Origin of the sequence: Paenibacillus xanthanilyticus, from assembly GCF_042682185.1 — a bacterium.
In the GTDB taxonomy this organism is placed as follows: domain Bacteria; phylum Bacillota; class Bacilli; order Paenibacillales; family Paenibacillaceae; genus Paenibacillus_Z; species Paenibacillus_Z xanthanilyticus.
Window position 1 is genome coordinate 439,411 of sequence record NZ_JBHUHA010000002.1, and the last position, 13,516, is coordinate 452,926.

A 13,516-nucleotide genomic window follows, 5' to 3' on the forward strand; every position below is an offset into this window, starting at 1 on the left:
TCATCCAATTTGAACGACGGTCAATCTACCATTGATATTATTTGACCGCCGTTCAAAAGTCAATTTTAACGAACGGTCAGTCACAAACTTTACATACCTCACTACGCCCATGTTCATAAATTGTGCCATCCAATCGGTTACAATTCCGCGTTTCGTCACATCTATACTTTTTTTAAAAAAATACCGAAGTATTGGTTGCAAGCACCTTGTCCGGTATGGTATATTAATTTCCGTTGTCCCGGTAGCTCAGTTGGATAGAGCATGCGCCTTCTAAGCGCACGGTCGGGGGTTCGAATCCCTTCCGGGACGCCATTCCCTTAACACGAACAAAGCTCCTCATGACTTGTCATGAGGAGCTTTTTGTATTTCCCTCGTTCGTCTTACGTAAACAGCCTGCCATCGCGTACGAGCCTTCCCATGCGCCAATGGCGGTATACGAAAAAGAAATAGGCGCCCGCGACGATCAGCGGCGTCGCAACTCCGCTCCGCACGACCAGCTCGTCTCGGAACAAGGTGCCTTCAGAACCGTCCGTCTTCACCTGCATCGTATGCTTCCAGCTCTTGATCAACATCCCTCGCTCAGAGGTCGATAACCGTCTAGCCGAAGGGTCAATGTCTAGTACCGTGATCTCATGGCGTCCAAGCGGAAGGCGACCGAACAAGCGCATCGAAAGGGCATACGTTCCCCCGGCCGTCCAGCGCTTCGGAAACCCGCCGGGATCCAGGCTCAGAAACGCCATAAGCGGGGCGGATACCAGACGAAAGGTCGCGGTATCCGCTACTCGATCCCACATGAGCTCCGGCGCGCACGGCAATCGGGATTCCATCGTAAATTTCAACGTTCATCACCTATATCCACCAAGTTGTCGCGATTCCGGCGGCCAATGCTGCCCCTGCCAGCAACCAAGCCGGCACCTTCCACAGGACCAGCAGGGCGTACGCCGCCAAAACGACGCATAGATCAAGCTTGTTATGCACGGCCCCCGTAAATACCGGATCATACAAAGCGGCGAGCAGGATTCCCACAACAGCCGCGTTAACGCCCGTCAATGCCGCTTGCAGCCTCGCTTGGCCGCGAAGCGCGTTCCAGAACGGCAGCGCGCCGCCCACCAGCAGGAACGAAGGCAGGAACATCGCAAGCAGGGCGACCAGCGCGCCGGACCAACCGCCTGCCGCCATTCCAATATAAGCGGATAAAGTAAATAGGGGCCCGGGAACAGCCTGAGCGGCGCCATAGCCCGCCATGAACCGATCGCCGCTCATCCATGCTTGCTCCGCCACCGCCGGCTCCAGCATCGGGAGCACTACATGTCCGCCGCCAAAGACGAGCGAACCAGCGCGATAAAAAATGTCGCCGAGCTGGACCCACTTGTTATCCAGAACAGCCGCGGCGAGCGGCAAGCCGATCAGCAAAAGCACAAATAATGCCAGCAACCACACGGCTGCCCGAGCGCTGACTGGAGACGGAAACGGACTACTACCGTCTGCGGCCTCGTTGACGCGCTTAAAAAAGATCAGACCCGCTGCCGCGGCCCCCGCCAACACGATCAGCTGTACCCATGATGACGGCCATAACAGCGATACGGCGGCTGCCGCGAGCGCGATCGTCCCGGTCTTCCGCTCCGGCGCAAGCGTCCTCGCCATGCCCTGCACGGCTTGGGCGACGACCGCCACCGCAACGAGCAGTAGCCATCTCGCCCACGAGCCGTCGGCAGAGCCCGTCTGCTCCAATGCGAATGCGAGCACCGCGAGCGCCAGCGCCGAGGGAAGCGTGAAGCCGCTCCAAGCGGCAAAACCGCCCAGCCACCCGCCGCGCAGCATGCCGATCGCGATGCCGACTTGGCTGCTGGCCGGCCCGGGAAGCAGCTGACAGAGCGATACGAGCTCCGCGTAGGCACGGTCATTCAACCACTTTCGCCTTTCGACGTATTCAGCCCGAAAATACCCAAGGTGGGCCACTGGTCCGCCGAACGACGTAAGTCCAAGCCGCAGCGCGACCCGGAATATCTCCCAAACCGAGCTTGTGCGCGGCTCGGTATATTCCGTATTGTTCGTCATTGTTGTTCGCTCCTCATCGATTCAAATCCGGACAAGACTGATCCGGACTTCGACCGATCGTACCATCCGCTCCGGCGGCCGTAAAGTGAAGAAATTGTAAAATAATAGCCGTTTTCTTAGATGGGCAGCTCTTGCCCTTTCGCGTCCACGAAACCGCGCTTCACCTGCAGCGGTCTGGCCCGCTCCAGAAGACCCACGATCGACTCCGCCGTCGCGGCCGGATCGCCTGGCGCTTGTTCTCCGCCCATATCCGTGCGAATCCAACCCGGATGGATCGAGAGTACCTGAAAGCCTTGCGGCGCCAGCTCCATCCGAAGCTTCTCCGTGAAATAAGTAAGCGCGGATTTGGATACTCCGTACGGATAATCGCCGGCATAGACCGAGGCGTACGCCCCCGCCTCCGAAGAGATATTCAGGATCGACGGCAGCTTCGCGCCGCGGAGCAGCGGCAGCAGCGACTGCGCGACGAGCACGGGACCGACGAGATTCGTCGTCAAGGAAGCGTTCAACGCATCCGGATCGAGCGACTCGATCCCGTCCTCCCGGCCAAGCAAGATCGCCGCGTTGTTCACGAGACCATCGATCGCCGATTCGCGCGCGGCGATCGCATCGGCGAACGAACGAATCGAATCCCGGCAGGCGACATCCAGCTCGATCGGGATGATCCGTTCTCTAACTAGCGGTTCGAGATGCCCATATCGGTCGAGGTCTGCCGGATTTCGCATGCCGGCATATACCGTGTGCCCTCTTTTGGCGGCGGCGCTCGCAAGCTCGTACCCAAGCCCTCTGCTTGCGCCCGTAATCGCGATTTTCATCTTTCTCTCCTCCTGTTCCTAAGCCTATCTTCTATAGTATAGCGCTTTCACGAAGGGATTTCTAACCATGAACTTCCCCGCGGCAGATTCCAACCCATGTTCGCACGGTTATATGATTTTGAACGCCTGTGCGTAAAAAACGCGCGAACTCGAAATGCTATGGCAGTGAAAGGAGTGTTTGGCAATGACCGAACAAAACCAAAAGCAGCCCGTCCCGCAACCGGCGGACGGCCCTCAACGCCCGACGACGCTTCCTCCTCAACACCAGAATCAGCAGCCCGGGCTGGAGTCCGAAATGACGCCGAAGCCGCTCTTCGAATCCCCCGCGTATTTGGCGGCGGGCAAGCTCAAAGGGAAAGCAGCGATCATTACTGGCGGCGACAGCGGCATCGGACGAGCCGTTGCGGTGGCCTATGCGAAGGAAGGCGCGAATGTCGCGATCGTGTATCTGAACGAACACGGCGATGCCGAGGAGACGAAGCGAATCGTCGAGGAGCATGGCGTGAAGTGTCTGCTGCTCCCAGGCGATATCGGCGACCCGGCCTTCGCCAAGCAAGCCGTGACAGAAACTGTTAATCAGTTCGGCAAGCTCGACATTGTCATCAACAACGCAGCCGAACAGCATCCACAGCAGTCGCTTGCGCAGATCACGCCCGAACAGCTGGAGCGCACGTTCCGCACGAACGTCTTCGGCATGTTCTATATTACGCAGGCGGCTATTCCGCACCTGCAGGCAGGCGCTTCTATTATTAACACGGCTTCCATTACGGCATACAAGGGCAATCCGACCTTGCTCGACTATTCGTCGACGAAAGGCGCGGTCGTGTCCTTCACCCGCGCGCTCTCCCAAAACATCGCCGCACAAGGCATTCGCGTCAACGCGGTGGCGCCCGGCCCGATCTGGACGCCGCTCATTCCGTCGACCTTCGACGAGCAGCAAGTGGCCAAGTTCGGCGCCGACACCCCGCTCGGCCGCGTCGGACAACCGGATGAGCTTGCTCCGGCGTACGTGTATCTCGGCTGCGGCGACTCTTCCTATATGAGTGGACAAGTGCTCCATATTAACGGCGGGGAAGTCGTGAACGGATAAGCCGGCTGCGTCATCCGTTGTCCGAAATATACACTAACGTCGCTGTATTACGCACGTTGGAATACAAAAGAGCCAACCCGTGCAGGTTGGCTCTTTTCATATTCCCGAAATCGAAAGAAGGATTGCTTGGCGCTCATGCCAACCGCTATTCCGTTCCGATCGTCACGCCCTGCTCCTTCAGCATGCGCCGATACGCGATCGCAACCCGGTCGCATTTCAAATGCAGCTCGGCTTGCAAATCCAGCGGCAGCAGCTCCGGCTTCTGCGCTTCGACGATCCGCTTATCCTGCTCAAGCAGTGTTTGCTGAAAATCGATAAATACGTCGTCCGCCACGTCTGCTGCGTAATTCCGAAGCTGGAGCATGAACGCCGTGCATGATGTATCCGTCTCCGGCAGCACCATCAGAAACAGATGAAAGACGTCGCTTGAGCCGACCGTTCGTTTGACCAGCTTGACGCAGCATGGCGAGAAGATCTCGTACACGTAGCGATTGTCTACGCCTACCCCGCGCCCGTCCGGATCCGGCTGATAGACGACGATCTCGTCCGTCGCGAGACCCTGCCCGGTGGGATAGACGCGGTAATCGTCGATCTCCGCAAACGCGCTGTCACCGAGCAGTCCTTCGTGGACGAACATAAGGTGCGAGACGTCCAGGAAGTTCTCGACGACACGCGGCGCAGAGGCTTTTACCGGATAAGGCCCCATTCGAATCGGCAGCAGCGACTCGTCAACCAGGCCCTCGATCGGCAAGCTGTCGGACCCCGAATCTCCCATGCAAACCCATATAAACCCGTACCGTTCTCGGCATGCGTACGTCTGCGCCCTTGCTTTGGGCGGAATCGCCGCGCCGCGCGGCAGCGACGGGATGCACACGCAGCGGCCGTCTCCGTCATATCGCCAGCCGTGGTAAGCGCACACGATCTCGCCCTCCGACACTTTGCCCAGCGAAAGAGGCACGCCGCGATGAATGCACAGGTCGCGCATCGCCTTAACCCCATGCGGCGTCCGGAACAACACGACTTTTTCACCCAAAACGGTCACTTGCTTCGGCTCGTCGCCAATATCCGCGTCTACTGCGACGGGATGCCACTGGCGAAGCAATGCCGGATCTTGAAGCACCATGCCCTCTCCTCCTTAGGAAGAAGCGAACGTCCGGTTCGCTCGTTACTGCGGGATCGTCCCGTCGACTCCTTCGACGAACCATGTCATGTTCAGAATATCGTCCACGCTCATCGCGCTGCCCGCGGCCACCTTCTCGGTCCCGGCCTGATCGGCGATCGGCCCTGCGAAGACGTCGAACGTCCCGTCCAGAATTTCTTGCTTCTTGGCCATTACGAGGTCTTGGACGTCTTGCGGGACATTCTTGCCGAACGGCGCGATGTCGGTAATGCCGTCCTTCATCGATCCGAAGTAGCTCTCCGCCTTCCACGTGCCGTCCATGACCGATTTCACCGCTTGAATGTAATATGGTCCCCACTTCCACACCGGGTTGGAGATATAATGGTCAGGGGCGTATTTGCCCATGTCGGAATCGTTGCCGATCCCCCAGATGCCGCGTTCCGCCGCCGCTTGCAGGCTTGCCGGCGAATCCTGATAGGCCGCCAGCACGTCGACGCCTTTGTCGAGCAGGCTCGTCGCGGCCTGGCGCTCCGTCGTCGGATCGAACCACGTGTTGCTCCACACGACCGAGACCTTCGCATCCGGATTGACGCTTTGCGCGCCGAGCGTAAAGGCATTGATCGTATAGATGACCTCGGGAATCGGGAACGCGCCGACGTAGCCGAGATGATTGTTTGTCGTCATTTTGCCGGCGGCCATGCCCACCAGGTAAGCGCTCTGATATTCCTTGCCCAAATAGGTGCCGAGGTTGTCCAGCGTCTTGTAGCCGCTCGCATGCATGAACTTTACGTCCGGATGCTTCTGCGCCACGTTGTACATCGCGTCCATATAACCGAAGCTGGTACCGAAGATCACGTCATGATCCTGCGCCAGCTCTTCGAAAATCCGCTCCGCATCCGCGCCTTCCGGTACGTTCTCGACCGTCGTCGACTGGATGCCGAGCTCCTTCTCCATAGCCAACCGGCCTTGGTCGTGCTCGTACGTCCATCCGCCGTCGCCCGGCACGCCTAAGTACACGAAGGCCACGCGAGGCCGCTCACGCTCCCCATCGGAGCCGGTATTCGCGGCATCAGCCACTGCGGCGGCATCGCTAGGCGGCGCGTCCGTACCCTTTGAACAGGCCGCGATCAACGAGCATACAACGAGCAGCAATACGATTCCGAGTTTCTTCAATCTATTCGCCCCTCCCTCATAAAACCCCGAAAGCTTAGAGCAAACTATAGGAGAAGCGCAGATCGATGTCAACAAACATAACATATTTCCTCTTATACGCCCAAAAAGAAAAGCGGCAACTGTGCGTCACGCACAGTCACCGCTGCCACTACTCTCACATGAAACGAACACGATTCAACCATTGCGACTAGTTTAATCTCAAGCCGGCCATTTCTTCTCTAACCCCCGCGCAAGCCAACACCTGCTCCTTGAACGCTTCGCGCTGTCCCCAATCCGTCTTCATGGACGCCGTCTCGAATAGGCCGATGCTCACGTCTTCATAAGCGAGATGACTGCTGTTATCGAACCAGTCGATATCCCGAGACGCGTCGTTATGCACGATTGCACTCAAATCGTATTCGTCGTCGGCCGACGGCCCGAAGTAGGCGAGGAGCCCGCCGGTTCCGTACGCCTCCGTGTCGACTTCCACCAGCGCGCAGCGCGTACCGTTCCTGTCAACCGCGCCCTTGACGCGAGCGCCCTTGACTTGGAGCGTTTCAATCATGACAAATAACCTTCGGACACGCTGAATAACCCCATTTTAGCGATATGCACGCGGGTTTCCGGGGTTCCCAAGTCATAGAGCAGCTTGTAGATTTCGACGAGTATCGAATCGACGCCGTCACTCAGATGATCCGTATCCGCGGAGCCGTAGGGATGTTTATGAAAATGGACCACCTCTGCCTCGTCCTCCGTCGCCAGATCGTCGAACAGCTCCTCCAGGCGATCAAGCTCTTCCTCGTTCGCACGGATTTCCAGCTCGAAGGCCGCTACCTCCGGATCTTCCAACACGGACCCTGCCTGTACGGACACATAATAGGTTTTGCGCTCCAGCGATTGGCCTGCTTGGGGCATTCCCGCTTCCGCATCTTGGATATTGTTCTCCTGACGATCGTACATCGTCTTACACGCTCCTTATGCCCGGCATTTTCATCCTCTTTAGCATCCCCCGGGGGACAGACATTTTATCCTTTTTTGTCGCATACCCATTCTAATACCGCTGTTTCTAACGCCCATTTCCAAGGCAGAAGCCCAAGCGAGAGAGGAATGAGAACCAATGTGTGGATTTACGGGCTGGATCGATTGGAACGAGGATTTGACTTTACAATCCGCCACGCTGGAGAAAATGACCGATACGCTCGCCCTGCGCGGTCCCGACGCCACCGGCACGTGGATCTCCCCGCACGTGGCGCTGGGCCATCGCCGCCTGTCCGTCATGGACCCGGCCAACGGCGCGCAGCCCATGGTCCGCGCCTCCGGCGACGATACGTACGTCATCGTATATAACGGCGAGCTGTACAACGCTCCCGAGCTGAAGCGGGAGCTCGAAGGCCGCGGCCGCTCCTTCACCACCAACTGCGACACGGAAGTGCTGCTCGTCGCTTACATGGAATGGGGACGCGCGTGCGTGGAACGGTTCAACGGCATCTTCGCGTTCGCGATCTGGGATACGCGGGAGCAGCATCTGTTCCTGGCCCGCGACCGTCTCGGCGTTAAGCCGCTGTTCATCGCCAAGCAGCTTGGCCGATTCATATTCGGCTCCGAGCCGAAAGCGCTCCTCGCCCACCCGGCAATCCGGCCCGAGGTCGGCCCGGAAGGGTTGGCCGAAATTTTCATCGTCGGTCCCGCGCGAACGCCCGGCCAAGGCGTGTACCGCGATCTGAGCGAGCTGCTGCCCGGCCAATGCGCGACCGTCACGCGCTCAGGCGTCTCGGTATCCCACTATTGGAAGCTGGAGAGCCGGCCGCATACGGAAACGGTGCAAGAGACGGCCAAGTCCGTCCGCGACCTGCTGACCGATACGGTCGAGCGCCAGCTGATCTCCGACGTGCCGCTCGGCACGCTGCTCTCCGGCGGGCTTGATTCGAGCATTCTGACGACGCTCGCGGTCCGTCATTACGAGCAAAGCGGCAAAGGAAAATTCAAGACCTTCTCCGTCGATTTCGTAGACAACGATAAGCATTTCAAGGCTCACGCGTTCCAGCCGAACGCAGACGCGCCTTGGATCGAACGGATGAACCAATACTTAGGCACCGAGCATCACACGTTCAAATTCGATACGCCGGACATCTACGGCGCGCTGCACGCCGCCCTGCTCGCGCGCGACCTGCCGGGCATGGCCGACGTGGATTCGTCGCTGCTCCTGTTCTGCGAAGCGATCAAGCAGCACGTGACGGTCGCGATCTCCGGAGAAGCGGCGGACGAAATCTTCGGCGGCTACCCGTGGTTCCACCGGGAGGAGTCGCTGAACGCTGCGACCTTCCCTTGGTCGCTCGCCTCCCAGATGCGCGCGGGGCTGCTGTCGGAAGACGTCGCCGCGTGGATCCGGCCGCTCGAGTATATCGGCGACCGCTACAGCGATGCCATCGCGGAAGTCCCGAAGCTGAAAGGCGAAGACGAAGCAGCCGCCAAAATGCGCGTCATGTCGTACTTGAACATTACCCGCTTCATGCCCACGCTGCTTGACCGCAAGGACCGGATGAGCATGGGGGCGGGACTCGAGGTTCGGGTGCCGTTCTGCGATCACCGGCTCGTCGACTATGTCTTCAACATTCCATGGGAAATCAAAACCGCCGGCGATCGGGAGAAGGGCATTCTTCGCCTGGCAATGGAAGGCGTGCTGCCGGACGACGTGCTATACCGGAAGAAAAGCCCGTATCCGAAGACGCATAACCCGAATTATTTGAACGCGGTCCGCTCCAAGGTGATCGAGATTTTGGACGAAGGCACTTCTCCGCTGCTGCCGCTGATTAACGTCGCGAAAATCCGCGAAATCGCCGCCTCGGACGAAGCCAGCTCCAACCTGCCTTGGTTTGGGCAGCTGATGAGCGGTCCGCAGCTGTTCGCCTATTTGCTGCAAATCGATATTTGGCTGCGCGAATATAACGTGACGATCCGATAATCGCGTGCGCTCCGTGCCGCGGCATGACAAAAACCCGCAAGCAACCCTCATTCGGGCATGCTTGCGGGTATTGTGGTTGTCGAGAGCGGCGATGATTCGGATTCGCTTGGCCCATCCCGCCGGCGTCTTTTACGCTTCGTTATGCAACCGCTCCAGCAGCTGAGCGAGCGCCCGGCCGCGGTGGCTGATCGCCTGCTTCTCGTCCTTCGTCAGCTCTGCCATGGAGCGGTGGTGCGATACGAGCCAGAATAGCGGGTCGTAGCCGAAGCCGCCTTCGCCGCGCGGCTGGCTCAAGATATCACCTTCCACGAAACCTTCCGATTCGACGAACGAGCCATCCTTCGGATCGTACAGCGCGAGCGCGCAGACAAAGCGTGCTTCGCTGAGCAGCTCCGTCCCGTCTTCCAGGCTTTGGAACCGCTCGACTCCGCTGGCATCCAGCTTCCTCAGTTCATCCAGCAGCTTCGCGTTGTTCGCGGCGTCCGTCGCGCCTTCGCCCGAGTAACGGGCGGAATAGACCCCTGGATCTCCCTGCAGGCGCGCCACCTCAAGTCCGGAATCGTCCGCAAGTACCGGAAGACCAAGCGCGTCGCCCACCGTCTTCGCTTTCTTGCGGGCGTTCTCGGCGAACGTGCGGCCATCTTCCACGACGTCCGGCAAATTCGGATAATCGAACATGCTGACGACTTCCATGCCCAGCTTGGCGAAGGCGTGCGCGAATTCGCGCACCTTGCCCGCATTCTTCGTCGCGACGACGACCGTATCCCCGACCCTCATGCGTTCGCCGTTCCGATCCGATTGCCGAATAACCCGAGCACGTCCTTCTGCTTGGCGACTAATTCCAGAATGCCGCTCTCAGCCGCGCCGAGCAGTTCATTGAGCTCCGTCCGCGAGAACGGCGCCTCTTCGCCCGTGCCTTGAATCTCGACGAATTTACCGTCGCCGGTCATGACGACGTTCATATCAACCTTGGCCTTAGAATCCTCTTCGTAATTGAGGTCGAGGAGCGTCTTGCCATTGATAACACCTACGCTGACCGAAGCCAGGTAAGCGGTAATCGGGTATTTCGCGAACTCATGGTTTTTGCTCAGTTTATGTACGGCCAGCGCGAGCGCCACGAACGCGCCCGTGATGGATGTCGTTCTTGTGCCCCCGTCCGCCTGAATGACGTCGCAGTCGATCGTGATCGTGCGTTCCCCAAGCGCCTGCAGATCGACGACGGAGCGGAGCGCCCGTCCGATTAACCGCTGGATTTCCATCGTGCGCCCGGTCAGCTTGCCTTTGGCCGATTCCCGCTGGTTGCGTACCTGCGTGGCCCGCGGCAGCATCGAATATTCGGCCGTAATCCAGCCCTTGCCCTGTCCTTTCATGAATGGAGGCACGCGCTCTTCAACCGAAGCCGTGCACAGCACCTTCGTATCGCCGAATTCGATCAGCACCGAGCCTTCCGCGTACTTGTTGGGATTCATCGTCATGGTGACGGGCCGCAGCGCGTCCCATTGTCTTCCGTCGGTTCTCATCGTAAGCGTAATCCTCCGTCCTTCATGCTAAGGCGGGAACGGCTTGACCGCTCCCGCTAATCCATCCTATTTTACCAAAGCCGCCCGCGAAAATCATCCTGACCTCGGCGAAAGGAAAAAAAGAGCATGTCCGGCCGCTCGGGCGGTTCGGACATGCTCTTTCATTACGCGTTCAGGAGGCGAACTTAGAACGCAGGCACGATTGCGCCTTTGTACGTATCTTCGATGAATTTCTTCACGTCGTCCGTTTGGAGCGCGGCCAGCAGCTTCTTGATCGCGTCGGAATCTTTGTTGTCCGGGCGAGCGGCGAGAATGTTCGCGTACGGGGAGTCTTTGTCCTCGAGGAACAGGGCATCCGTCGTCGGCACGAGCTTCGCTTCGAGCGCGTAGTTCGTGTTGATCAGCGCGAGGTCGACTTCGTCCAGCAGACGCGGCAGCATCGCGGCTTCGACTTCCGTGATCTCAAGCTTCTTCGCGTTCTCTTCGATGTCGGCTACCGTGCCGGCAACGCCTACGCCCGCTTTGAGCTTGATAACCCCTTGCTTCTCCAGCAGCGCAAGCGCGCGGCCCGCGTTGGACGGGTCGTTCGGAATGACGACTTTCGCGCCTTCCTTCAGCTCGTCCACGCTTTTCACTTTCTTCGAATAGCCGCCGAACGGCTCCACGTGCACAGTACCTACGCTGACAAGGTCATAGCCTTTATCTTTATTGAATTGATCCAGATAAGGCACGTGCTGGAAGAAGTTCGCGTCGATCGCTTTCTCGTACAGCTGTACGTTCGGCTGCACATAGTCCGTGAACTCGGTCACTTCGAGGTTGATGCCTTGCTCTTTGAGCGCAGGCGCGATATGCTTCAAAATCTCCGCGTGCGGCACCGGAGAAGCGCCGACCTTCAGCGTCACTTCTTCCGTCGTCTCGCCAGCCGCATTGCCTTCGGCGTCATTGGCCGCCGCGTTGTTCGTTGCGCCGCCGTTGCCGGTCGCGGCGTTGTTGCCCTCGTTGTTTTTCGCGCCGCATGCGGATACGACGACCGCAAGCACCAGCGTGAGGAGAATCAAACTAATCTTTCTCATTCCCAATCCCTCCTAATAATCATTGCTTCTCTATGTCCATGAATCCTACTTGCGGCTATAGCGTCGCACGAGCAGGTCGCCAGCCATCTGAAGGAGTTGAACCAATATTACAAGCAGCGCCACCGTGACGAGCATGACGTCGGTCTGGAAACGTTGATAACCATAGCGCAGCGCCAAGTCGCCGAGTCCGCCGCCGCCGATCACGCCCGACATCGCCGTATAGGAGACGAGCGTGACCGCCGTCACGGTCACCGCCGCGAACAAGCCCGGACGCGCCTCGCGCATGAGGACGCGGAATACGATGTCGGACTTGGAGGCCCCCATCGCCACCGCCGCCTCGATCACGCCGCGGTCGACTTCGCGCAGCGCCGTCTCGACCAGCCGGGCGAAGAACGGCGCCGCGCCGACGATGAGCGGCGGGATCGTGCCCGCCACGCCGAAGGTCGTCCCCGTGATCGCCTTCGTGAACGGCATGATCGAAATCATGAGAATGACGAACGGCACGGAACGGACGATGTTGACGATGAACGAGAGCACGCCGTATACGGCCGACTGCTGAAGCAGCTGCCGGCGTGAAGTGAGGAACAGTACAAGGCCAAGGAAGAAACCGAGGACGATCGTAAAGACGAGCGACCACGCCGTCATCGTCAGCGTATCTTTGGTCGCCTTCCAAATTTCGTCCGGGCGCACATTTTCAAAGGTCATGTCAATTCCTCCACATTCAAGCCATCTTGGCGAAGCTGCGCCAGAATGCCGTCAATCTCCGCGCTTTCGCCGATAAATTCTACGATCAGTTCGCCGTATGGCGTCTGCTTCATCCGCGAAATCGTCCCCTGCAAAATCGCCACCTTCACGCCGGATGCCTTCACCGCGTTGTACAATACAGGCTCGTAGGTGACGTGGCCTACATAATGAACGCGGAAGATGCGTCCTTGACGCGCGCTCAGCAGCTGTCTCATGTCCGACTGCGATTCGGCCGCCTCGTCGACGAAGTCCTGCGTCACCGGATGCTGCGGCTTCAGGAAGACGTCAATGACGTCGCCCATCTCAACGATCGTGCCCCCGTCAATGACCGCGACGCGGTCGCATATCGAGCGGATGACCTGCATCTCGTGGGTGATCAGCAGAATCGTAATGCCGAGCTTCTGGTTAATGTCGAGCAGCAGCGCCAAGATCGCGCTCGTCGTCTGCGGGTCGAGCGCCGACGTCGCCTCGTCGCACAGCAGAACGTCCGGATTGTTCGCGAGCGCGCGGGCGATGCCGACCCGCTGCTTCTGTCCGCCGGAGAGCTGCGCCGGATACTTGTCCCCGTGCTGCTCGAGACCGACCAGCTGAAGCAGCTCGTTCACGCGGCTTGCGACCTCGGCCTTCGGCAGCTTCGCGAGCTTCAGCGGAAAGGCGATGTTCTCTCGAACCGTCGCCATCGAGAGCAGATTGAAGTGCTGGAAGATCATGCCGATCTTGCGGCGTTCCTGCTGCAGCTGACGATCGTTCAGCTTCGTCAGCTCGACGCCGGCAACCTTGACAGAACCCGAGGTCGGACGCTCCAGCAAATTGACGCAGCGCAGCAGCGTGCTCTTGCCCGCGCCGGAATGGCCAATGATCCCGAAGATCTCGCCCTTGCGCACGGTCAGATCGACGCCGCTGATCGCTTCGACGTATTGCTTGCCGACCCGATACTTTTTGGTAATACTTGCTAGTTCTATCAGTTTAAAGCCCTCCTGCC

Annotated in this window: 14 protein-coding genes and 1 tRNA gene; 3 read left to right on the top strand and 12 right to left on the bottom strand. The window is 59.0% G+C overall.

All coding sequences use genetic code 11. The features are described from left to right. Nucleotides 1–235 precede the first annotated feature (235 nt). Nucleotides 236–312 (top strand) — tRNA-Arg (locus ACFSKT_RS19080). Nucleotides 313–380: 68 nt separating this feature from the next. Here ACFSKT_RS19080 and ACFSKT_RS19085 read toward each other — a convergent pair. The 3 genes from ACFSKT_RS19085 to ACFSKT_RS19095 form a co-directional block, all read right to left on the bottom strand. Continuing rightward, the gene (locus ACFSKT_RS19085) at nucleotides 381–839 is read right to left on the bottom strand and encodes a hypothetical protein (protein ID WP_377718615.1); all 459 of its coding nucleotides are present in this window, start codon (nucleotides 837–839) and stop codon (nucleotides 381–383) included. Between the two features lie 10 nt (nucleotides 840–849). Continuing rightward, nucleotides 850–2,058: a chromate efflux transporter gene (gene chrA / locus ACFSKT_RS19090; RefSeq protein WP_377718614.1), complete on the bottom strand. Its 1,209-nt coding sequence runs from the start codon at nucleotides 2,056–2,058 to the stop codon at nucleotides 850–852. Between the two features lie 116 nt (nucleotides 2,059–2,174). After that, a complete protein-coding gene (locus ACFSKT_RS19095; RefSeq protein WP_377718613.1) occupies nucleotides 2,175–2,873 on the bottom strand; it encodes an SDR family NAD(P)-dependent oxidoreductase in 699 nt (232 codons plus the stop codon). A 184-nt stretch (nucleotides 2,874–3,057) separates the two neighbouring features. Between ACFSKT_RS19095 and ACFSKT_RS19100 the strand changes: the two genes are divergently transcribed. Continuing rightward, complete coding sequence (locus ACFSKT_RS19100) at nucleotides 3,058–3,963, top strand: SDR family oxidoreductase (RefSeq protein ID WP_377718612.1); 906 nt, start codon at nucleotides 3,058–3,060, stop codon at nucleotides 3,961–3,963. Between the two features lie 145 nt (nucleotides 3,964–4,108). Here the strand turns inward: ACFSKT_RS19100 and ACFSKT_RS19105 are convergent, their stop codons facing one another. The 4 genes from ACFSKT_RS19105 to ACFSKT_RS19120 form a co-directional block, all read right to left on the bottom strand. Next, nucleotides 4,109–5,086 carry an aromatic ring-hydroxylating dioxygenase subunit alpha gene (locus ACFSKT_RS19105; RefSeq protein ID WP_377718611.1) on the bottom strand — a complete coding sequence of 326 codons (978 nt, stop codon included), beginning with the start codon at nucleotides 5,084–5,086 and terminating at the stop codon, nucleotides 4,109–4,111. A 42-nt stretch (nucleotides 5,087–5,128) separates the two neighbouring features. Next, on the bottom strand, nucleotides 5,129–6,256 hold the full coding sequence (locus ACFSKT_RS19110) for a BMP family ABC transporter substrate-binding protein (RefSeq protein ID WP_377718610.1): 1,128 nt from the start codon (nucleotides 6,254–6,256) through the stop codon (nucleotides 5,129–5,131). Between the two features lie 187 nt (nucleotides 6,257–6,443). Continuing rightward, on the bottom strand, nucleotides 6,444–6,800 hold the full coding sequence (locus tag ACFSKT_RS19115; RefSeq protein ID WP_377718609.1) for a hypothetical protein: 357 nt from the start codon (nucleotides 6,798–6,800) through the stop codon (nucleotides 6,444–6,446). Then, complete coding sequence (locus tag ACFSKT_RS19120; protein WP_377718608.1) at nucleotides 6,797–7,195, bottom strand: hypothetical protein; 399 nt, start codon at nucleotides 7,193–7,195, stop codon at nucleotides 6,797–6,799. Before ACFSKT_RS19120 ends, ACFSKT_RS19115 begins: the two co-directional genes overlap by 4 nt. Before the next feature lie 157 nt (nucleotides 7,196–7,352). Between ACFSKT_RS19120 and asnB the strand changes: the two genes are divergently transcribed. Further along, nucleotides 7,353–9,197 carry an asparagine synthase (glutamine-hydrolyzing) gene (gene asnB, locus ACFSKT_RS19125; RefSeq protein WP_377718607.1) on the top strand — a complete coding sequence of 615 codons (1,845 nt, stop codon included), beginning with the start codon at nucleotides 7,353–7,355 and terminating at the stop codon, nucleotides 9,195–9,197. Nucleotides 9,198–9,326: 129 nt separating this feature from the next. Here asnB and rdgB read toward each other — a convergent pair whose 3' ends face one another. The 5 genes from rdgB to ACFSKT_RS19150 all read right to left on the bottom strand — a co-directional run bounded on the left by rdgB (nucleotide 9,327) and on the right by ACFSKT_RS19150 (nucleotide 13,499). Further along, the gene (rdgB, locus tag ACFSKT_RS19130; protein WP_377718606.1) at nucleotides 9,327–9,974 is read right to left on the bottom strand and encodes an RdgB/HAM1 family non-canonical purine NTP pyrophosphatase; all 648 of its coding nucleotides are present in this window, start codon (nucleotides 9,972–9,974) and stop codon (nucleotides 9,327–9,329) included. Further along, entirely contained in the window at nucleotides 9,971–10,717 is a 747-nt protein-coding gene (rph, locus tag ACFSKT_RS19135; protein WP_377718605.1) for a ribonuclease PH, read from the bottom strand. Before rph ends, rdgB begins: the two co-directional genes overlap by 4 nt. Before the next feature lie 185 nt (nucleotides 10,718–10,902). Then, the gene (locus ACFSKT_RS19140) at nucleotides 10,903–11,790 is read right to left on the bottom strand and encodes a MetQ/NlpA family ABC transporter substrate-binding protein (RefSeq protein ID WP_377718604.1); all 888 of its coding nucleotides are present in this window, start codon (nucleotides 11,788–11,790) and stop codon (nucleotides 10,903–10,905) included. A 45-nt stretch (nucleotides 11,791–11,835) separates the two neighbouring features. After that, nucleotides 11,836–12,501, bottom strand: a complete 666-nt coding sequence (locus ACFSKT_RS19145; RefSeq protein ID WP_377718775.1) for a methionine ABC transporter permease — start codon at nucleotides 12,499–12,501, stop codon at nucleotides 11,836–11,838. Then, nucleotides 12,492–13,499: a methionine ABC transporter ATP-binding protein gene (locus tag ACFSKT_RS19150; RefSeq protein WP_377718774.1), complete on the bottom strand. Its 1,008-nt coding sequence runs from the start codon at nucleotides 13,497–13,499 to the stop codon at nucleotides 12,492–12,494. The genes ACFSKT_RS19145 and ACFSKT_RS19150 overlap by 10 nt, the downstream gene beginning before the upstream one ends. Nucleotides 13,500–13,516 lie beyond the last annotated feature (17 nt).